General features: G+C 69.5%; 13 protein-coding genes. 7 read left to right on the top strand and 6 right to left on the bottom strand.

All coding sequences use genetic code 11. The features are described from left to right. From ABZ348_RS19575 to ABZ348_RS19550, 6 genes are all read left to right on the top strand, one after another. Positions 1-7,785, top strand: a 7,785-nt coding sequence (locus ABZ348_RS19575; protein WP_358934638.1) for an SDR family NAD(P)-dependent oxidoreductase, incomplete at its 5' end; no start/stop codon positions are given. Between the two features lie 419 nt (positions 7,786-8,204). Further along, complete coding sequence (locus ABZ348_RS19570) at positions 8,205-9,533, top strand: lipase (RefSeq protein WP_358934636.1); 1,329 nt, start codon at positions 8,205-8,207, stop codon at positions 9,531-9,533. Between the two features lie 20 nt (positions 9,534-9,553). Beyond that, the gene (locus ABZ348_RS19565) at positions 9,554-10,009 is read left to right on the top strand and encodes a hypothetical protein (RefSeq protein ID WP_358934635.1); all 456 of its coding nucleotides are present in this window, start codon (positions 9,554-9,556) and stop codon (positions 10,007-10,009) included. Further along, positions 10,006-11,574: an FAD-binding oxidoreductase gene (locus tag ABZ348_RS19560; RefSeq protein WP_358934633.1), complete on the top strand. Its 1,569-nt coding sequence runs from the start codon at positions 10,006-10,008 to the stop codon at positions 11,572-11,574. The genes ABZ348_RS19565 and ABZ348_RS19560 overlap by 4 nt, the downstream gene beginning before the upstream one ends. Continuing rightward, a complete protein-coding gene (locus ABZ348_RS19555) occupies positions 11,574-12,143 on the top strand; it encodes an HXXEE domain-containing protein (protein WP_358934631.1) in 570 nt (189 codons plus the stop codon). Before ABZ348_RS19560 ends, ABZ348_RS19555 begins: the two co-directional genes overlap by 1 nt. A gap of 501 nt (positions 12,144-12,644) precedes the next feature. Beyond that, on the top strand, positions 12,645-13,439 hold the full coding sequence (locus ABZ348_RS19550; protein ID WP_358934629.1) for an IclR family transcriptional regulator: 795 nt from the start codon (positions 12,645-12,647) through the stop codon (positions 13,437-13,439). A 12-nt stretch (positions 13,440-13,451) separates the two neighbouring features. Here ABZ348_RS19550 and ABZ348_RS19545 read toward each other — a convergent pair whose 3' ends face one another. From ABZ348_RS19545 to ABZ348_RS19520, 6 genes are read right to left on the bottom strand one after another with little or no spacing between them, the layout of a single operon-like run. Beyond that, a complete protein-coding gene (locus tag ABZ348_RS19545) occupies positions 13,452-14,804 on the bottom strand; it encodes a serine hydrolase domain-containing protein (RefSeq protein ID WP_358934627.1) in 1,353 nt (450 codons plus the stop codon). Positions 14,805-14,845: 41 nt separating this feature from the next. Continuing rightward, positions 14,846-15,748: an ABC transporter permease gene (locus ABZ348_RS19540; protein ID WP_358934625.1), complete on the bottom strand. Its 903-nt coding sequence runs from the start codon at positions 15,746-15,748 to the stop codon at positions 14,846-14,848. Positions 15,749-15,763: 15 nt separating this feature from the next. Further along, entirely contained in the window at positions 15,764-16,711 is a 948-nt protein-coding gene (locus tag ABZ348_RS19535; protein ID WP_358934623.1) for an ABC transporter permease, read from the bottom strand. Further along, a complete protein-coding gene (locus ABZ348_RS19530; RefSeq protein ID WP_358934621.1) occupies positions 16,708-17,766 on the bottom strand; it encodes an ABC transporter ATP-binding protein in 1,059 nt (352 codons plus the stop codon). Before ABZ348_RS19530 ends, ABZ348_RS19535 begins: the two co-directional genes overlap by 4 nt. Then, positions 17,763-18,629: an ABC transporter ATP-binding protein gene (locus ABZ348_RS19525; RefSeq protein WP_358934619.1), complete on the bottom strand. Its 867-nt coding sequence runs from the start codon at positions 18,627-18,629 to the stop codon at positions 17,763-17,765. The genes ABZ348_RS19530 and ABZ348_RS19525 overlap by 4 nt, the downstream gene beginning before the upstream one ends. 7 nt (positions 18,630-18,636) lie before the next feature. Further along, positions 18,637-20,169 carry an ABC transporter substrate-binding protein gene (locus tag ABZ348_RS19520; RefSeq protein WP_358934617.1) on the bottom strand — a complete coding sequence of 511 codons (1,533 nt, stop codon included), beginning with the start codon at positions 20,167-20,169 and terminating at the stop codon, positions 18,637-18,639. 652 nt (positions 20,170-20,821) lie between these two features. Here ABZ348_RS19520 and ABZ348_RS19515 point away from each other — a divergent pair. Next, positions 20,822-21,613: an IclR family transcriptional regulator gene (locus tag ABZ348_RS19515; protein WP_358934615.1), complete on the top strand. Its 792-nt coding sequence runs from the start codon at positions 20,822-20,824 to the stop codon at positions 21,611-21,613. Positions 21,614-21,619 lie beyond the last annotated feature (6 nt).

The following is a 21,619-nucleotide window of genomic DNA, read 5'->3' as shown; positions in this document are numbered from 1 at the left end:
ACCTACTGGCTCCACCCCACCAACCCCACCACCACACCCCCCGGACACACACCCACCCACCACCCACTCCTCACCACCACACTCCAACTCGCCAACACCGACACCACCATCGCCAACGGCCGCCTCTCCACCCGCGACCACCCCTGGCTCAACGACCCGGCCGCCCTCGCCGCAGCTCTGCCCGCGCTCGCGGGATGGGCCGGGGACCAGGTCGGGTGCCCGTGGCTCGTGGAGTTCACGACGGACGCGCCGCCGGTGGTGCCCGAAACGGGCAGTCTGGATGTCCAGGTCCTGGTTGAAGGGCCGGACGACGACGGCCGTAGGGCGGTTCGGGTCTCGTTCCTGCTCGTTTCGCGCGAAGCAGACTCCTCGTGGAAGCAATACGGAGTCGGCGTGCTCGCCGAAGACCCGGCGAATCCTCAGACCGAAGCGCTCTCAGGCCCGGCCGCCGATGAGACGACTGCTGGTGCGGCGACCACCCACGAGGCCACAGCCAACGAAGTCACCGTCGACGCAGTCACCGCCGGTGAAGTGATCGCCGGTGAAGTGATCGCCGATGTCGCCCTATCCGAAGACGAGGCTCAAGAGGCCCTGCGCTACGGCCTTCACCCTGCACTGCTCGACGCCGCCCTCCGCGCCCTTCCGAAGCAGAGCGGATACGCCGCCGAATGGGCGGGCGTGCGGCTTCACAGCGTCGGGGCCGCGGTGGCGCGTGTCCGTCTGACACGCCTTCCCTCGGACGAGGAGGAGGTACCGGAGGAGCGCTACCGCCTTTCCTTGACCGATCCCGAGGGCGACCTCGTCCTGACGGTGGCGTCGGTGACGCTGCGCCCGCTCCCCGAGGACGGCCCGTCGTGGACGGATGCGGCCGATTCCCTGTTTGAGGTGGCGTGGGTGACCGGACCGACACGGGGCGTGGAGCCGGCGAGGTCTGTCGAACTCCGCCGTGGCAGCGGCGCGGGCGGTGGCTGGGAGGAGACGGTCGATGGCGTCTCGATCAGTTCCCACTCGGACGCGCTCTCCTTCGCCGCTTCCTTGAGCGGCCGGTCGGACTCTCCCCAGTTGGTCCTCGTGGATCTGCGCCCGGGTGCGCAACCGGGTGAGGACCCGCTGCCGGGGGCCGTGCGCGACAGGGTCGGCGAGGTGCTGGATCTGGTGCAGGCATGGGTTGGCACCACGATGTCGGGGGATGTCCGGCTGGCTTTCGTCACCCGCGGTGCTATGGGGATATGGGACGAGGATGCCGTCGATCCGGTGTCCTCGGCGGTGTGGGGGCTGGTGCGTTCCGCGCAGTCCGAGCACCCGGACCGCTTCGTCCTGGTCGACTGTGATGCCGATGACGATTCCTGGACCGGGCTGCCGTACGCCCTACCTGCATGTGTGGGTTCAGACGAACCGCAGTTGGCGGTGCGCGGAGGTGAGCTGTGGGTACCCCGGCTGACTCCGCTGTCCGCGCCCCTGCCTGCGGATCGGCCTGATTCGCCTCTTGACCCCGACGGGACCGTCCTCATCACCGGTGGCACCGGCGGTCTGGGTGCACTCGTCGCCCGACACCTCGTCACCCACCACGGCATCCGCCACCTCCACCTCCTCAGCAGAAGCGGACCCAACGCCCCCGGAGCCACCGAACTCCACAACGAACTCACCGCCCAAGGCGCCACCATCCACATCACCGCCTGCGACACCACCAACCGCACCGAACTCGAACACACCCTCACCACCATCCACCCCAACCACCCCCTCACCGCCATCATCCACACCGCCGGCACCCTCCACGACAGCACCATCGAAACCCTCACCCCCCACCACATCGACACCGTCCTCGGTCCCAAAGCAGACGCGGCACTCCACCTCCACCACCTCACCCGCCACCACGACCTCGCCGCCTTCATCCTCTTCTCCTCAGCCGCCGGAACCCTCGGCGGACCAGGCCAAGGCAACTACGCCGCCGCCAACGCCTTCCTCGACGCCCTCGCCCAACACCGACACACCCAAGGACTCCCCGCCACCTCACTCGCCTGGGGACTCTGGGCCCAACGCACCGGACTCACCGGACACCTCGACAACACCGACGTGACTCGACTGGCCAAGCGGGGCACTGTCGCCCTCTCCACGGAGGACGGACTGGCGCTCTTCGATGCGGCCTTGTCCGCCGGACGGCCGGCCGCCGTACCGGTGCGGCTGAACACCACGGCGCTGCGGGAGCAGGCGCGGGCGGGAACGCTACCCGCGCTTCTGCGAGGCGTGGTCCGCGTGCCCGTGCGGCGGGTTGCTTCGGCGGCGGTCGCGGCGCGCGGTGCCTCCGGGGCCGGTGCAACGGATCTGGTGACGCGGCTCTCGGAGTTGTCCGCGGCGGAGCGCGAGCGGGAGGTGCTGCTCCTGGTGCGTACCCAGGCGGCGGCGGTGCTCGGGCACTCCTCGGCTCAGGCGGTCTCGGCCGATCAAGCCTTCCGCGAGGTCGGCTTCGACTCTCTGACGGCCGTGGAACTACGCAACCGGCTTCGGAAGGCCGTCGGGCTGGCGCTGTCGGCGACGCTGGTGTTCGACTATCCGACGCCCCTGGTGCTCGCGGAGCATCTGCGGGAGTTGTTGTTCGGAACGAACGGGCCTCAGCCGACGACGAGCGGCCCTTCGGTGGCGACGGGCCCGACTCCGGCGGACGACCCGATCGCGATCGTGTCGATGAGCTGCCGCTATCCGGGCGGGGCGGATTCCCCGGAGGCTCTGTGGGAGCTGCTGAGCGGTGGTGTCGATGTCGTGTCGGAGCTGCCCACCGACCGCGGGTGGGAGCTGGATTCGCTCTATCACCCGGACCCGGAGCACTCGGGGACCAGTTATGTCCGTCACGGTGGCTTCCTCCGTGATGTCGCCGGCTTCGACGCCGGATTCTTCGGCATCGGTCCCCGGGAGGCCGCGGTCATGGATCCGCAGCAGCGGCTGCTGCTGGAGACCTCCTGGGAGGCGATGGAGCGGGCGGGGATCGATCCGCGTTCTCTCAAGGGCAGCCGGACGGGCGTGTTCACGGGGATCAGCGGCCAGGACTATGCCGGTCTCGCGGCCCATGTGCCGCCGGGCGACACGGGGTATCTGGCGACCGGCAATGGTGCCAGTGTGGTCTCGGGACGAGTGTCCTACACCTTCGGTCTCGAAGGCCCGGCGGTCACCGTCGACACTGCCTGCTCGTCCTCGCTGGTGGCACTGCACCTCGCCGCACAATCCCTTCGCCAGGGCGAATGCGACCTGGCACTCGCCGGCGGCGCCACCATCATGGCCACTCCGTCGGTGCTGGTGGCGTTCTCGCGGCAGCGCGGCCTCGCGAAGGACGGCCGGTGCAAGGCGTTCGGGGCGGCGGCCGACGGCTTCGGTGCCGCCGAGGGGGTCGGGGTGCTGCTCCTTGAGCGGCTTTCTGACGCCCAACGCAACGGGCACACCGTACTGGCGGTGATCAACGGCAGCGCGGTCAACCAGGACGGTGCATCCAATGGACTCACCGCGCCCAACGGGCCTGCTCAGCAGCGGGTGATCCGCCAGGCGCTGGCCGGTGCCGGGGTTCGGGCCGACGAGGTGGACCTGGTGGAGGCGCACGGTACAGGTACGGCGCTGGGTGACCCGATCGAGGCGCAGGCGCTGTTGGCGACGTACGGTCAGGAGCGCCCGGCGGATCGTCCGGTGTGGCTGGGCTCGGTGAAGTCCAACATCGGTCATACGTTGGGGGCTTCGGGTGTTGCGGGCGTGATGAAGGCGGTCCTGGCGATGCGCCACGGGGTACTGCCGAAAACACTGCACGCCGAGGTTCCGTCACCGCACGTGGACTGGTCTGCGGGGGCCGTCGAGCTGTTGACGGAGGCCCGTCCGTGGCCGGACCGTGGCGACCGGCCGCGGCGGGCCGGGGTGTCGTCCTTCGGTATCAGCGGCACCAACGCGCATGTGGTGCTGGAGGGCAGGGCCCTGTCGAAGGACCCGGTTCTGTCACCGGACGACACCACCGACGACACCGACACCACCGACGACACCGCCGTCGCCGCCGTCGCCGACGAACCCAGCAACATCGCTATCGCCGATATCGCCATGGACGACGGCGCGCGGTCGACGGCGACCACGGCAGGAAACGGAGCCGGAGACACAGGCGCAGACACAGACACAGACGGAGTCGAAGCCGGGAGCGAAAGCGCGGTGCCGGTTCCGTGGGTGCTGTCGGGCCGGTCGGCGGCTGCGTTGCGGAGCCAGGCGGAGCGGCTTCTGACCGCTCTGGCGGACCGTCCGGGTCTGCGGGACACGGACGTGGCGTTGTCGCTTGCGCAGCACCGCAGCGCCTTCGACCACCGTGCGGTGGTGTACGGCGACGGTCGCGCGGAACTGCTCGCCGGAGTGTCAGCGCTGGCCGCGGACGGTTCGGCCGCCCATCTCGTCCAGGGAGAGGCGGACGACGGGCAGGTGGCGTTCCTCTTCACCGGGCAGGGCAGTCAGCGGTCCGGAATGGGACGTGAGCTGTACCGGTCCTTCCCGGTGTTCGCCGAGGCGCTCGACGAGGTCTGCGGCTGCCTGGACGCGTACACGGAGCGGCCGGTCCGGGACATCATGTTCGCGGAAGAGGGAACTCCCGAGGCGGAACTGTTGCACCGGACGGAGTACACGCAGGTCGCGCTGTTTGCCTTTGAGGTGGCGCTGTACCGGTTGGTGGTGAGCTGGGGCGTCCGTCCCGACGCGCTGCTGGGGCATTCAGTCGGGGAGATCGCGGCGGCTCATGTCGCCGGGGTGCTGTCCCTGCCGGATGCGGCCAGGCTGGTAGCGGCACGCGGCAGGCTCATGGGGGCCCTCCCTGGTGACGGGGCCATGGTCTCCGTGCGGGCGGGTGAGGATGAGGTGCGTTCCCTTCTGACCGGCCGTTCCGTTCCCACGGACCGTTCCGTTCCCACGGACCGTTCCGTTCTCACCGACGGTTACGCGGAAGGTCCGGCAGATGGGTCCGTCGTCGCCGACCGTTCCGCTCTGGTGGACGTCGCCGCGCTCAACGGGGCGATGTCCACCGTGATCTCGGGTGACCGGGAGGCCGTGCTTGAGGTGGCGCGCGAGTTGGAGGCGCGGGGCCGCAAGACCCGGCGGCTCAAGGTCAGCCATGCCTTCCACTCGCCGCACATCGATCCGATGTTGGAGGAGTTCGAGCGGGTCGCGGTGACTCTGTCGTACGGCGAGCCGACCGTGCCGGTGGTCTCGAACGTCACCGGCGTGTTGGCCGGGGAGGAGATGCGTACGCCCGAGTACTGGGTCCGGCACGCCCGTGCGGCGGTGCGGTTCCACGACGGGATGCGGGCTCTGCGCCAGTGGGGTGTGACGCGCTGTCTGGAACTGGGCCCGGACGGGGCGCTGACGGCGATGGCGCCGGAGTGCCCCGGTGGGGAGCCCGAGGTTGCGGTGCGGGCGGTCGCGCTCGCACGGCGGGGCCGGCCGGAGGTGGAGTCGGTGGTCGCCGGAGTCTCCCAGGCGTATGCGTGGGGTGTGCCGGTTTCCTGGCCCTCGGTGTTCGGCGGGGACGGCGCCCGGCGGGTGGAACTGCCGACGTATCCGTTCGAGCGGCGACGGTACTGGCTTGACGCACCGCCCCGGGACTCCATCGCCGGGAGCGCGGCGCAGCCGGCCGGGGCGGGAGAGAGCCGGTTCTGGCAGGCAGTCGAGTCGGGGGACGTCGGTTCGCTGGCCGATGCCCTGGGAACCGGATCGGACGTGTCGCTGCGGGCGGTACTGCCCGCCCTCTCGGCACTGCGTGCCGAGGACCGGGTGCGAGCGGCCGTGAACGACTGGCGCTACCGCGTGGTGTGGCGGCCGGTCTCGGCGGACGGGGCGCTCCGGTTGGAGGGTGTCTGGGCGGTGTTGGGCGGCGCGGACGACGGTCCCGTACGGGACGGTGTCGTCGCGGCGCTGCGGTCGCACGGGGCTCGGGCCGAGGGCCTGGACCTTCCCGGGGGTGGCGGTTCGCGCGAGGAGATCGCCGGACTGCTGACCCTGGCGGCGGAGCGGCTGGAGGCGCCCTTGACGGGGGTGTTGCTGTTGGCCCCGGGCTCGGTGCCGGAGGGGGCCGAGGTGGTGACGCCCGGGCTCGCGGCGGCGCTCGGTGCGGTCCAAGCGGTGGCGGGCGGCGGCGCGGACACCCGGCTGTGGGTGGTGACGCGGTCGGCGGTGTCCGTCGGCGCGGACGATGCACCGGACGATCCGGAGCAGTCCCAGCTGTGGGGGCTCGGTGTGGTCGCCGGTCTTGAGCATCCCGGGCGTTGGGGCGGGCTGGTGGATCTGCCTGCCGGAGCGGATGAGGCCGTGGCGGGGGGAACGCTCACTGCCCTGTGCCGGGCGTTGACCGGAACTACTGGGGAGGACCAGTTGGCCGCGCGTTCCTCGGGTCTGCTGGCACGCAGGTTGGTCCGCGCGCCGCTCGGATCCGCCCCGGAGGGTCCGTGGTGCCCGGAGGGTACGGTGCTGATCACCGGCGGTACGGGCGCGCTGGCGGGTCATGTGGCCCGGCGGTTGGCGGGTGACGGGGCGGAGCATCTGGTGCTGACCAGCCGTCGGGGTGCGGGTGCGCCGGGTGCCGGGGAGTTGGAGCGGGAACTGTCCGCTCTGGGTGCCCGGGTCAGTCTGGTGGAGTGCGATGTCGCCGACCGGGCGGCGCTGGCAGGTCTCGTGGCGGAGCTGGCGGCGGCGGGTTCACCGGTGCGGGCGGTCGTGCACACGGCGGGCGTCGGCGACCGGGCGTCCCTGCTGGAGAGCGGTCCCGAGGAGTTCGCCGGAGTGCTGCGGGCGAAGGTTCTCGGGGCCCGGCATCTGGACGAGTTGTTCCCGGCCGGGAGCGTGGACGCGTTCGTCCTGTTCTCGTCGGCGGCGGCGGTGTGGGGCGGCGGCGGGCAGAGCGCGTACGCCGCGGCCAATGCCTATCTCGACGGTCTGGCCCGGCGACGGGCTCGGCAGGGTGCGGTGGCGACGTCGGTGGCCTGGGGCCTGTGGGACGGCGCGGGAATGGGTGAGGGTACGGACCGGGAGGGGCTGCTGGAGCGGGGGATGCGGCCGATGGACGCCGGTGTCGCGTCATCGGCGCTGAGCGGCGCACTGGCGCACGGCGACGCCTCGCTGGTGGTGGCCGACATGGAGTGGGAGCGGTTCGCGCCCCGGTTCACCGCCACGCGTCCCAGCCCGCTGCTGAGCGAGGTGCCCGAGGTGGCGGCGTTGGAGCGGGCTGCGGATGCGGCCGCACCGGCGGACCGGGACGGGGAGGAGCAGACGGCGCTGGTGTCCCGACTGGTTCCGCTGAGCCCCGCCGACCGGCAGTCGGCACTGACGGAGGAGGTGCGTTCGGTGGCTGCCGCCGTGCTTGGGCTCGGTGGTTCGGGTGAGATCTCGGAGCGGCGGAGCTTCCTCGACTCCGGCTTCGACTCGTTGACGGCGGTGGAGTTGCGGAACCGGCTGAACGCGGTGACCGGTCTGGTGCTGCCGGCGACGTTGATCTTCGATCATCCGACGGCGGTGGCGGTCGCCCGCCACATCGCTTCCCGGCTCCCGTTGGGCGGGCCTTCCTCCGGGGGGTCTCTGCTGGAGGGGATCGGCCGACTGGAAGTCGCTCTGGAGGCGGGATCGCCGTCCCTCGGTGACGAAGCGGACCTGATCGAGGAGAGGTTGATGAGCCTGTTGGGGCAGATCCGTGACGCCCGGGGCCGGGTTCCGGCCGCGAGCAGCGGGGTGGACCTGAACACGGCTCCGGTCGAGGAGGTGTTCGGCTTCATCGACGAGCTCGGGCTGTGAGGGGGTGAGGGGAGTCCTGTACGAGCCCCTACGGGCGCGGGCGACGCGTGTAGGGGGTTCGTACGGCGAAGGGTGGCCCGTGTAAGGGAGTTGGTGTCCTCGGCCGCCCTTTCCGTACGGAGCACCACTTGGCCACCCGGTCCGGGAGAACTGTCCCGGACCGGGTGGGAAACCGTGCGGACCGGGACGTGCGGCGCCGCGCATCCGCACGGTGGCGCAACCGCCCCCGCTCGCGTCGAAGCCGGCAGAGCGCAGCCCACGCTCTCCGGTTCACCTGTTGCCGAAAGCCGGGGCCCTTGTTTTCGGCCGCGGACGGGGGTCGGACGTTAGGGGCCCCTACATCCCCGGCGAAGGCTCTGATTCCGGCCGTCTGACCTGCACAGTGGGCGAGCAATACCGGGCATGACATGGGGGAAGAAGTGACTTCAGAACATCGCATTCCGCTGAACGGTCGGGTGCTCCCGGCGAGATCTCTGCGCATCCTGTTGGCTCTGCTGGCGTCGATGCTCCTGCTCTTCGTCGACGGGGCTCCCGCGCGGGCCTCGGTGCCGGGGACCGGGACCAACCCGCCCGTCGCACTGACCGTTCCTCAGCCCACCGGCAAGCACGGGGTGGGGGTGATCAAGTCCCATCTGGTGGACACCTCGCGGCAGGACCCGTGGAAGCCGGAGCGGCAGCGGGAGCTGATGGTCAGCGTCCACTATCCGGCGGTGAAGGCGACCCAGTACCCGCTGTCGCCGTGGCTTTCACCGGGTGTCGTTCCCGTCTTCGAGTTCCTGATGGCGCTTCCGGGCTATCTGGCGATCCCCACCGGCTCGGTGGACTGGGCCGGTGCCCGGTCGCACTCCCGGGTGGCCGCACCGCTGGACACCACCGCCACCAGCCCCAAGGTGGTGCTGTTCTCGACCGCGCAGGGAACCACCCGCGAACTGAACACGGTCCTCATCGAGGATCTGGCCAGCCGTGGATACATCGTGGTCTCCATCGACCACACCTATGAGTCGGCGGCGGTGGAGTTCCCCAACGGGCGCGTCGAGACCGGGCTCAACCACGACCGGGGGCCCGTGACCCAGAAGAAGTCGATCGACTCCCGGGTCGCGGACACCAGGTTCGTCCTCAACCAGCTCGCCGCCGTGTCCGGCACGTCGAACGCCACACTCGGCAACACCGCACTGCCCACCGGTCTGGCGGGTGCGATCAACACCACCAAGGTCGGCATGTTCGGTCATGTGCAGGGGGGCTACACCACGGCCGAGACCATGTACGCCGACTCCCGGATCCACGCGGGGATCAACCTCGACGGTGTCATGGCCTACGGCGACGGCAAGGGGGGCAACCCCTATCTGCCGGGCAAGGCCGCACAGCACGGCCTGGGTGAGCGGCCGATGCTGCTGATGGGCGCGGGCACCCAGGGCACCCCCACCAACCACGACCACACCTCGGGGTCGGACCAGTCGTGGACCGACTTCTGGTCCGTGCACCACGGCTGGAAGCGGGATCTGACGCTCAACGAGACCGCGCTGGACAGCTACACGGACTTCTCCTTCTTCCTTCCCCAGATCAACACCACGGTGCCGATCGCACCGGCGATGATCGAGCTCTTCATCGGCCGGGTGGACCCCGTGTTGTCCATGAACACGCAGCGCGTCTACGTCCGGAGCTTCTTCGACCTGGCCCTGCGCAACAAGCAGAGCGACCTCCTCAACGGTCCCTCGCCGCAGTACCCGGAAATCAAGTTCAACTACTGACCGAACGAATGGAGACTGCCGTGCCCGAGACTCATGGCGCAGACAACGGTTCCGTGGGGCTGGAGGTCGCCTGCGCGATCCCCGGCGAGGAGCCGCAGCACAGCGTCAACTACATCACGGTGACCGCCCCCGACACGCTCGCGGCCGGGGAGAAGGCCGAGCTGCGGGTCACCCTGCAGAGCAAGGCAGCCACCCCCCGGGATCTGGCGGCCCGGGAGGTCACCGCCGAGCTCAAGCTGACCGTCGAAGGCGGGGGCGAGAGCACGGTGCTCACGGTGACCGGGCTGACCAATCCGCAGGACATCCCGCTCGGCGGGCAGGTCCTGCTGGAGTCGGGCACGGCGACCTTCAACCCGTCTCGCGCGGGTACCTACACCTTCACGCCGGGCGACCACGTCGTGGTGACCTCGGACCACCCGGTCGACTGCACGGTCACCGGCGGGTCGGCCGTCGCGGCCCGTACCGAGGTTCGGTGAACGCCCCCGCCGCCGGGAACGCCACGGGCGGGACCCCGGTGACCGTACTGCCGGACGATCTGCGCTACCGCGATCTGGTGCAGGGCTGGAACGCACGGTTCGTGGGCCGACCGGAGGCCGTGCGGCTCCCGGACACCACGGAACAGGTCGTGGCTGCCGTGCAGAACGCGGTGGACCAGGAGAAGCGGATCGCCGTGCGCAGCGGCGGCCACTGCTTCGAGGACTTCGTGGCGAACGCCTCGGTCCAGGTCGTCATCGACATGTCGCTGCTGACGAACATCTACTGGGACCCCGAGATGCGGGCCGTGGCGGTCGAGGCGGGCGTCCAGCTCGGCGCGGTCAACCGGACCCTCTTCAAGCGGTGGGGCGTGGCCCTGCCCGGGGGCACCTGTCCGTCCGTCGGTGTCGGTGGACACATCAGCGGTGGGGGTTGGGGGCCGCTGTCGCGGCTGTTCGGCTCGGTCGTCGACCATCTGCACGCCGTGGAGACGGTGGTGGTGGACGCATCGGGCACCGCCCGCGCGGTGGTGGCCACCCGGGACCCGCAGGATCCCGCGCACGACCTCTGGTGGGCGCACACCGGGGCGGGTGGCGGCAACTTCGGTGTGGTGACCCGCTACTGGTTCCGCAGCCCGGACGCCGACGGTGACGATCCGGCCGAACTGCTGCCGACGCCGCCCGCGCGGCTGCTGGTGGCCCAGTTGCTGTGGCCGTGGGCCATGTTGGACGAGGAGAGCTTCTCCCGGCTGCTGCGCAACCACGGTGAGTGGCACGAGCGGAACAGCGGCCCCGACTCACCGTACGCCGGCATGTACAGCGTGATCGGTGCCACGCCCCGGGAGAGGGGTGGAGTGGTCATCATGAGTCTGCAGATCGACGCGTCCCTGCCGGACGCGGAGGGTCTGCTGAGCTCCTATCTGGCGGCGGTGCGGGAAGGGACGAGCGCCGAGCCGGTCGTCCTGGAGCGGCGGGAACTCCCCTGGCTGCACACGACCACTTGGCCCGGGGTCTCGGACCGGGCGGACCACACCAAGCACGCGAAGTTCAAGTCGGCTTACCTGCGCGCGCGGCTGACGGATGATCAGATAGGTGCGGTGTACCGGAGTCTGACCACTCCCGACTACGCCAACATGACGGCCGGGATCATGCTGGCCTCGTACGGGGGTGCGGTGAACACCGTCGATCCGTCGGCGACCGCGATGCCGCAGCGCGACTCCATCATGCGGCTGATCTTCGCGACCGAGTGGGACTCCCCCGAGGAGGCCGACAAGCATCTGACCTGGGTGCGCGAGTTCTATCGGGACGTGTTCGCCGCCACCGGCGGGGTCCCGGCGCCCGGCGGTACGGGTGACGGCTGTCACATCAACTACGCCGACGCCGATGTCGCCAACCCGGAGTGGAACACCTCCGGCGTGCCGTGGCACAGCCTGTACTTCAAGGACAACTATCCGCGGTTGCAGGCGGCGAAGGCGCGCTGGGACCCCCTGGACGTGTTCCGCCACTCCCTCTCCGTACGGCTGCCCGGCCAGGAGGTCGGGGACCGGGTGGAGGAGGGGACCGGCTGATGGCCGTGCGCACGGCGGCGACCTGGGGTCTCTTCGCGGCCTGGACGCTCCACGAGGCGGAGGAGGCGGCCGTCATGGCGCGGTGGCTGCGGCAGAACCTGCCCCGGCTCCAGGAGCGGTTCCCCCGGGTGCGTCAGGAGACCTGGGACCGGCTGCGCGACGACATGACGCCGGGCCGGGTCCGCACCGCGATCGGCCTGATGGGGTTGATCATGGCCGCCGCGGCGGCCGAAGGCCACCGCACCGGGGGGCGTTCGCGGCTCTACCAGGCGGCGTTGGCCGGGTACGGCTGGCACGGTCTCATTCACCTCGGGCAGAGCCTCGCCCTGCGGGGCTACACGCCGGGGGTGGCCACCGCACCGGTGGTCGTGCTGCCGTTCTCGCTATGGGCCTGGCGGGAGCTCCTGCGCTCGGACGTCCCGCATGACCTGGGGCGGGCCAGTGCGGCGGCTGCCGTGCTCTTCCCGGTCGGTCTGGCGTCGGCGCACGCCGTCGCCAAGGCCGTCCTGAGCGGGGAGAAGCCCGGACCGCCGCCCGGGCGGCTCGCCCGGGGGAGCCGCCGTCGCTGATCGGATCGCGCCCGGCCCACCACGGTCATGGCGACCGCGCCTTCCTGGCGCGGTCGCCATCGCCGTCACCGGGGTGGTTTCCCAGCTACCCTGCCCGTCAATGGCCCTGACCTGCATAAATGCATAGATGTTGGACGTCGCTCGGCAAAGCCCGACGTTGCAATCGGACGCTGATTCCTGGCAGGGTAGAGGCTCCGTGACGAGTGGAAGCATGACCGAAGTGAAGCAATGCAGGGAGGGATCGGCCTTGTTCGACGTGGTGCCGCGTGGAGGCGCGGTGGCGGCGTCCCTGTTCCGGGTCGGTCCCGCGGTTGTCGGGGCGTACGTCCCCACGGCAACGCGACCGGACGGCCGTTCGGCGCTGCGGTCGGAGCCGGGCGGTCAGGGCGCGATCAGCGCCGGGCTTCGTCGATCCGTCGGCTCGGGCGGGCGGGTGCCGGTAAGGGTGCGGCCCGGATCATGTGACACTCCACAGGTCCGGAAGGGGTCGAGGGCAGCCCGGTGACCGAAGTTGACGGAAAGCCTGCCACCGCCCGCAACAACTCCGCTTCGCTGCGGCGGGCGCTGACCATTCTGCTCCACCTCGGCGAGCACGGCCGCTCGCGGGGTGCCACGCTCGCGGAGCTGACGTCGGGCCTGAGCATGAACAAGAGCACGGTGTTGCGTCTCCTGGCGCCCCTGTGCGAGGTGCGGCTGATCGAGCAGGACGCGCGCACCGGCCGCTACCGGCTCGGATCGCGCACCGCGCAGTTGGGCCACGTCTATCTGGACGGTCTGGATCTGCGGGACACGGCCCATGACGTGTTGGAGCGATTGGCCTCGGAGACGGGCGAGACGTCCTACCTGGTGATGCCCGATCTGCCGGACGTGGTCTATGTGGACAAGGTCGAGAGCCCGCAGCCGGTACGGATGCACTCCCCCATCGGAAGCCGTCGGCCGGCCTACTGCACGGGGGTGGGAAAGGCGCTGCTGGCCCACACCGGGATCGAGGCGGTGAACGCGGCCCTCGCCCACGGCACGCCCCCGCGCACCCCGCAGACCCTCACCACTCCCGAGGCGCTGCACGCCGACCTGGCCGTGATCCGCTCGCGTGGCTATGCGGTGGACGACACCGAGAACGAGCCCGACGTCCGTTGCGTCGCGGCACCGGTGTTTGACCACGCGGGGACGCCGGTCTGCGCAATCAGTGTGTCCGGGCCCGCCACACGACTCACATCGGAGCGGGTGTCCGGCCTCGGGTCGCTGGTGTCCGCTGCCGCCGCCGAGATCTCCCAACGGCTCGGAGCGGCCGGCTGAGCCTCGTACCGGTCAGCCGATCCGGTGCGCGATCCGGTCGTGATGGCGCAGGGCGGACACGGTGCCGTCGGGTTCCCGGACGAAGGAGGCCGCGTCGCCGAGCGGTCTGCCGTCGGCACCGAGCGCGACCAGTGTGTCCGGCGGGCCCAACACCAGCCGGTCGGGGGATTCAAGGGCGATGACGTACTGGTTCGGTCCCGACGGTGCCTGGTTCGCGATGACCCGCATCTCCCCTTCGTACTGCCCCCGTATGAGGGTGATCGTGCCGTAGAAGCCGCAGTCGTACGTCCCCAGCAGGGCGTCCGCCAGTTCGTCGCCGACCGGAAGCAGTGCGCGGGCCGGCGGTTGCCCGCACGCCGCGGTGAGAATCAGTCGCTCGACGTCCTCGGCCACGCCCCATCCGTGGAGCGAGTTCGTCAGGATGGTGTAGGCGAGCTTGCGAGAAGGGACGAGGACCAGCCGGGACGCATAGCCGATGGTGAGACCGTCGTGGGACATCGTCGGGTCGCCCGCGCGGTCCTCCAGCATCCAGGCGAGGCCGATGTCACGACCCGCGCTCCCGCGGTGGGCATGGACACGGAACAGGCCGCTGGGGGCGGCGGGCGACATCACATGGGCCGCGTAGTGCATCAGGTCCCGCGCCGTGCTGAGGACGCCGCCGCCGGGTACGTCCCACCCTGGGAGTTGCCAGTGTCGCTGCCACCCCTGGTCGACGAGCAGGACGGGCCTGCCTTCCTCGTCGTGGCCGTGCGGTGCGGCCACGCGCCGGGTCACCACCTGGTCGGCCGTGGTGAACGTGCCCGACATTCCGGCCGGGTCGAGGACCTCGTCCTGGAGGACGTCCGTGTAGTGCCGTCCTGTGACCCGCTCGACCACGGCGGCGGCCACCATGATTCCGGGGCCGCTGTACGAGTAGTCCGTACCGGGTGGGAACAGCAGTGGTCGACGGACGAAGTGGGCCAGTGACGCCTGGACCGAGTCGTCCGCGTGGTCGGCGAGCAGGGTGGGAGCGTCCGCGATCATGTGCTGTGCATCGATGCCCGAGGTGTGCGTGATCAGGTGTCGCAGTGTGATCCGCTCGTCGACGCCGGCACCGGGGAACAGCGGTGCGACGGGGTCGTCCAGGTCCACGTGACCGCGGTCGGCGAGGCGCCCGATGACGCATCCCAACAGGGTCTTGGAGATCGAGCCGACCTGGAAGATCGTATCGGGATCCACGGGAAGGTGGTGTGCCGTGTTGGTGCCGCCGTAGCCGAGCAAAGTGGTCTCACCGTCGGCCAGAACGCCCACTGCGGCGCCCGGAACTCCGTGCCGGGAGAGGATTTCGGGGACCTGGCCGTCGAGCAGGGTGGTGAAGTCGGACACGGTGATCTCTCTCCTGCGGGGTGCTGGGTACGGGATGGTTGTCAGGCGCCGGCCGCGGTACGGGTGTGGGGGTCGAGCCGGTCGCGCAGGACGTCACCGAGGAGGTTGAACGCGAGGACGAGGACCACGAACGCGATCGACGGGAACGCCACGACCCATGGATCGGTGAGCAGGTACTGCTGGGACGACGAGATCATGCTGCCGTAGTCGGCATCGGGTGGGCGGACGCCGAACCCGAGGAAGCTCAGTGCGGCGTACGCCCCTTCTGCGGTGGAGAGGTTGATGGCGGTCATGATGACGAGCGGGGATGCGATGTTGGGCAGGATGTGACGGAACACGATCCACAACCTGCCGCGACCGCACAACCGGGCGGCGTCGACGAAGGCCCGTTGTGCGATCTCGATCGTGGCGCCGCGTGCGATGCGTGCGAACCGCGGGATGGTCACGATGCCGATGGCCAACGATGCGTTGATCAGGCCGCTTCCCATCACCGCGATCACGAGGATGGCGAGGAGGTACTCGGGGATCGCGAACAGCAGATCGACGAGTCGGGACAGGACGCCGTCCCAGAGGCGGCCCAGGAAGCCGGCCGCTATCCCGATCGCGGTCCCGATCAACAGGGCGAACAGCACTGCGTAGGCCGCGGACAGGAGAGCGGGGCGGGCGGCGGCGATGATCCGCGAGAACTGGTCGCGTCCCAGCGCGTCCGTCCCCAGCCAGTGGTCCGACGACGGTGAGGACAGTCGTGGGCCGGCGCTGACGTCGTTCGGTCCGTACGGCACGAGGAACGAGCCGAAGGCGGCCAGGAAGATGTAGCCGAGGATGAGGAAGACGGCGATGTTGGCGACGATGCCGCGCAGCGGCCAGCGGGAGCTGCGCTTTCGGGCGGGCGGCGGTGTGGTGGACGGGGTCGGCCGGAGATCCGGCGAGAGGTGCTTGGTCACGCTGACTCCCGTTTCCTAGGTGTGGATGATGCGTCGGTCGACGAACGGCAGGGCGATGTCGACGAGCAGGTTGCCGAGGATGAAGGTGCCGGCGATGACGAGGGCCTGCGCGGTGAGTTGGGAGAAGTCCCGGTTCGAGATCGAGTCGAGCACTCCGCGGCCCAGGCCCGGCAGGCTGAAGATCTCCTCGACGATGAACAGTCCGCCGACGAGGAATCCGAAGATGAATCCGATCAGGGTGAGCACCGGGGGCAGTGCGGCCCGCAGGGCGTAGAGGTAGCGGATGCGCCACTCCGCGATGCCATTGGTGCGTGCCGTGGTGATGTGCGGCTGGGCGAGGACCTCGATCATGGACGAGCGGGTCATCTGGGCCACGAGCGGGGCGGTGGGGATGCCGACCGCCAGTGCCGGCAGCAGCATGGTCTGGAGATTGCCGACGGCGCTCTCGGAGAACGGGATGTAGCTCGCCGAATACAGGTTCGTGAGGTACTGCGCCGCCAGATAGAGGGCTGCGGAGCCCGAGACGAAGCCGGGAAAGGCGAACACGACGAGCAGGGGGATGCGGATGCCCCAGTCGATGCCCTTGCCCGAGTGGGTCGCGGCGATGACGCCGACGGGAAGCCCGATGGCGACCGCTATGACCAGCCCGATGATCGCCAGTTCGAAGGAGATGGGCGCCTGCTGGGCGATGACGTCGAGGTTGTTCTGACCGGAGATGGGTGACACTCCGAAGTCGCCCTGGAGGGTGTTCCAGAGCCAGTCCAGGTACTGGCGGTAGAGGGGCTGGTCCAGTCCGAGTTCGCGTTCGATGGCGGCGATGGTCTCGGGAGATGCCTTGGCACCGGCGATCACCGATGCGGCACTGCCCGGTACGAGGCCGCGGCCCGCGAAGAACACCAGCGCCGAGAGCGCCAACAGGACACCTGCGGCACCGGTGAGCTTCTTGGCCAGGTAGAGGATCACAACACTCCTCCGAGTTCTGCCGCGCCCGTGGTGGCGGCGCCGATGTGGGCGGCCGGGGTCAGTGTGAGCCCACCGGGCTTGTGACAGCGCACCCGGTGGCCGGTGGACATCTCCGTCAGTTCAGGGGCGACCCGGACGCATCCCTCGTCGGCGATCGGGCAGCGCGGTGCGAAGCGACAGCCCGACGGAGGATTGACCGCACTCGGCGGCTCTCCTCGCAACACGACGCGTTGGATGCCCTCCTCGCCCTGGAAGATGCCAGGTTCGGTGGATCGGAGGGCGACGGCGTACGGATGGAGCAACCCTCGGTCGAACGCCTCGGCCGGTGCCTCCTCCACGATCTGCCCGAGGTACATGACCGCCATCGAGTGGCTGACCTGCCGCACCGCCCGCAGGTCGTGCGAGATGAACACGTACGCGGTGCCGGTTTCGCGCTGCAACCGCTCCAGCAGGTCCAACACCTGGGCCTGAAGGGAGGCGTCCAGCGAACTCACCGCTTCGTCGAGCAGGACGAGGTCGGGGCGGGCGATCAGCGCACGGGCGATACAGACGCGCTGCTGTTGGCCACCGGACAGCTGGTGGGGGTAGCGGGAGCCGAGTTCGAGCGGTAGGCCGACCGTGGCGAACGCATCGTCGACACGCTGCTCCCGTTCGGCCTTCTCGACGCCGCCGAGGGCTTCGGCAACGCTGGCCCGTACGCTCATCCGCGGATCCAGGGCACTCGCGGGGTCCTGAAACACCGCTTGGACCTTGCCGTTCGCACCGGCCGTGACCGTGCGCAGTTCGGTGCCGACCAGGACCTCACCCGCCGTGGGGGTGTCGAGTCCGGTGATCAGCCGTCCGAGCGTGGACTTTCCGCATCCCGACTCGCCGACCAGACCGAGCGTGCGTCCGGCCCGAAGTCGCACGCTGATGCCGTCGACCGCGTGCACTTGGGCGCGTTCACCCCGCAGGCTGGTGCGCCGCATCCGGAAGTGCTTGAACGCCTCACGGACGTCGAGCACCACGTCCTGGCGGTCCGCGGATGTCTCGAGCCGTGTTTGCTTCCCGGTCATGTCACCATCTCACTCGGGCCGTCACCGTCACCGTCACCGAATGCCGTGCCACGGGCCGCGGCAATCAGGGACCGGGTGTAGGGGTGGGTGGGGCGGGTCAGGACTTCGGACGCCGCACCCCTCTCGACGATCTCGCCGCCGTACATCACCATCACGGTGGTGCACAGTTCGGCGACCACACCGATGTCGTGCGAGATCAGCAGGAGGGTCATGTCGGCCTCGGCGACCCGCTCCCGCAGCAGTTCGATGACCTGCGCCTGAACGGTGACGTCCAGAGCCGTGGTGGGTTCATCGGCGATCAGGAGGTCGGGGTGGTTGAGCAGTGCCATGGCGATCATGACGCGCTGCCTCATACCGCCCGACAACTCGTGCGGATAGTTGCGCCGCTTGACGGCCGCATCACCGATGCCGACCCGGTGCAGGGCCTCCTCGACGATCGCCGTGCGTTCCTTGCGGCCGAGCGAGCGGTGTGCGGCGATCACATCGGACATCTGTCGCCCGATGGTGAAGACCGGGTTGAGGTTTCCCAACGGGTCCTGGGGAACGCGCGACATCCGGGTGCTGCGCAGGGCCCGCAGCTCGGAGGGTCCCAGGGCCGTCAGATCGTTGCCGTCGAGATCGACCCGACCCGTGACCGAGGCCGAAGCCGGCAGCAACCGCAGGACGGCCGCCGCCAACGTCGACTTCCCGGAACCCGACTCACCCACCAGCCCGACGCGGTCGCCGGGGTGGAGGCTGAAGGAGACGTCGTGCACCGCGGGCGGTTGGGACCGTCCGTAGCGCACGGTGAGTCCCTCGATCACGAGCAGCGGGTCCTGTCCGTCCGCCGCGCGGGTCGCGCCACTGGGGGCACGACCCGCCACCGGGGTCCTAGCCACGGCTCACCCGGGTCAGGAACGCCCGGCTCTGGCTCGCCGGCAGATCGACTCCGGTCAATCCCTTCTGGTGGGCGACCAGCAGGTTCGTCGCGAGCAGTGTGAGGGTGGGGTAGACGTTCTCGGCCTCCCACTGCTGGACAGCGACGAGTGCCTTCTCGTAGGCGGTCGGGTCGGCGGCGCGCAGGGCGTCGTCGAGGAGCTTCTTCAGCTCGGGCGGCACCGGACCCTGGCGCCCTTCGGCCGGGGCCACGTACTGGTACGGGTTCGAGTAGTACGACTGAGCGTTCCAGCTGAGGGCGTACTTGGCCTTGACGAGCCGGTCACCCCACGAACCGCCCTCCAGCGGTTCGAGCTTGATCTTGATGCCGACCTTGGCCAGCTGTGCCTGGACGGCTGCCATCAGGTCGTTGGTACCGGGGTCGTAGGCGGCTATGTACATCAGGGAGGTGGAGAAGCCGTTGGGGAAACCGGCCTCCTTGAGGAGTTGCTTGGCCTTTTCGAGGTCGGGCGTCGAGTTCGGCACCTCGGCGGGCTTGGGCGCCCAGGCGTTGCTGTCGGGGATGTAGACGCTGGGGCGGGCACCACCGCCGCTGTACGCCTGCTCGGCGAGGCCCTCACGGTCGAGCGCCAGGGCGAGTGCTTGGCGCACCTTGATGTTGTCGAGGGGCTTGCTGAGGTTGTTGACCTGGAGGAAGATCGTGGAGTCCGTCGGAACGTTCTTGACCTCCAACTTGTCGGAGCCGGAGAGCGACTTCCCGCTCGACGCGGCGGTGAAGATCAGATCGACCGCTCCGGCCTGGAGGTTGTTGACCTGTGTCGAGGCGCCGGGGACGTAGACCACCTTGAGCTGTCCGGACTTCGTCTTCTCGCCCCAGTAGTCGTCGAAGCGCTTGAGCTTCAACTCGCTGTTGGGACGGTACGACTCCTGCTTCCACGGCCCCGTGCCGACCATGCGGGTCGCCATGTTGTCCGAGGTGGCGGCCTTCTTGTTCATCACGGCGCAGCCCCACACCAGCGGGTTCGCCATGTTGCTGACGAACCCGGCGTCGGGGCGCGTGAGGTGGAACACGACGGTGGAGTCGCCCGAGGCGACGGCCTTGTCGAAGGTGGGGAACAGTTCCTTGGCGATTCCGTCCGGACTGCGCTTCAACCGGTCGAAGGTGTAGGCGACATCCGCGCTGGTCAGCGTCTCGCCGTTCTGGAACTTGACGTTCTTTCTGAGGTCGAAGGTGTAGGTGAGTCCGTCGGGGGACCGCTTGTAGCCGGTGGCCAGCTCCGGCTCGACCTTCCCGTCGGGGGTGGTGGTCATCAGGCACTGGTAGGACAGTTGCCAGGCGAACCGGTCGGCGTAGAGAGCCGAGCCCTGCGGATCGAGCGTCGAGGGTGCCGCAGTCTCGGCCACGGTGATGCCCTTGGAGGACGAACCTCCGCTGGGCGGCGGGGAGCATCCCGCCGCGACCGCAGCAGTCGCACAGGCCGCGAGGGCCGCTGCCGAGCGGAAGGCATAGCCGTGTTGCTTCTTCATCTGAACCTCTTCTGAAAGGGTCTGCGTCTTTCCGGTCCGGCCGCACAGCCTTTGACGGATCGCAAGACACGAGGTCTGCAATGCAATCCAGCGGAATGCATTGCAGAATGCTGACCGACGCTTCATAGTGCTGTCAAGGCTCGGTTCGAACACGAAAGGGGCACATCGACCACACCCTCCGCCCCCCGGATTCCAGGGAGGAACGAGGGGTTCCGCCGCCTTCCCCTCCCGGGCGCGACTGCGGTATACCAGCCTCAAATGACAACGCCCCCAGGGTGATTCCACCCGTCGACAACGACCCGCGCTCGCGCTCGACGCGCCCCACGGCACCTCGAACCCATCGCCCACCAGGACGTTGGATGCCCACGAGCACGCGGTCCGACAGCCAGCAGGACACGCACAACACCGGTTCAACCCACGGGAACGAATGCCTCACGCCGCCGGGAAGACCCGGTGCGAGAAGGAGCCAGGAGCGCGAGAAGGGGAGCGAGACGTCAGGACGGACCAGGCCCACGTACGAATCGGAGGGCCGAGTCCCGCCCGGAACACGCCCCCCGGCAGGTCCGTACCAACGACAGGAGCGGAGCCCGCCCATCGAGGGCGGCGCACCGACACACGCACCGGGGCACCCCGGAGGAAAGGACCACCCAGGATGAGCCCGGACCCGAACCCCGCCCCGGGACGTCGCAACAACTCGGCCTCGCTGCGGCGAGCCGTCTCCATCCTCCTCCAGCTGGGAGAATCCACCGACGGAAGCGGGTACTCCCTCGCCGAACTGTGCCGGGAACTCGACCTGAACAAGAGCACGTCACTCCGTCTGCTCCAGCCGCTCCTGGAAGCCCGCCTCGTCGAACACCTCCCCTCGGGCCGCTATCGCCTCGGCTGGCGCATGGCCCAGTTGGGCCGGGCGTATCTCGCCGGATTGGATCTACCACGCGGTATGCACGACGTCCTGCAGAAGCTCGCCTCGCAGACCCGTGAGACCGTTCACCTCGTCGTCGCCGACTACCCGAACATCGTCTACATCCACAAGGTGGACACCCCCCACCCGGTCCGCATGTTCTCCCGCATCGGAAACAGCGCACCCGCCTACTGCACCAGCGTCGGCAAGGCGATGTTGGCCCACGCATCACAGGAGACGATCGAGCTGGTGATCGCCAACGGGATGCCGATGCACACACCGCGGACGATCACAACGCCCGAGCAGCTGAGGGCCGCACTCAGTGAGATCAGACAACAGGGTTACGCGGTCGACGACATCGAGCACGAGGAGGGCATCCGGTGCGTTGCGGCCCCGGTCTTCGATCACTCGGGGGCGTGCATGACCGCCATCAGCGTCTCGGCGCCCGCGGAGCGACTGCCCGCAGAAGACCTACCGAAACTGGCGCCCCTGGTGATCGCCGCCGCTCAGGAGATCTCCACCCGACTGGGCGCGATCGGCTGAGTCGCG

The organism is Streptomyces sp. NPDC005963 (assembly GCF_040638655.1).
In the GTDB taxonomy this organism is placed as follows: Bacteria; Actinomycetota; Actinomycetes; order Streptomycetales; family Streptomycetaceae; genus Streptomyces.
The sequence above is the reverse complement of the archived record's forward strand: the minus strand, read 5'-3'. Positions and strand labels throughout refer to the sequence as shown.

Excerpts from the sequence above, each read along its gene's own strand:
- ABZ348_RS19520 (WP_358934617.1), bottom strand. The coding sequence starts at position 20,169 with ATGAAGAAGCAACACGGCTATGCCTTCCGCTCGGCAGCGGCCCTCGCG.
- ABZ348_RS19530 (WP_358934621.1), bottom strand. The coding sequence starts at position 17,766 with ATGACCGGGAAGCAAACACGGCTCGAGACATCCGCGGACCGCCAGGAC.
- ABZ348_RS19555 (WP_358934631.1), top strand. The coding sequence starts at position 11,574 with ATGGCCGTGCGCACGGCGGCGACCTGGGGTCTCTTCGCGGCCTGGACG.
- ABZ348_RS19515 (WP_358934615.1), top strand. The coding sequence starts at position 20,822 with ATGAGCCCGGACCCGAACCCCGCCCCGGGACGTCGCAACAACTCGGCC.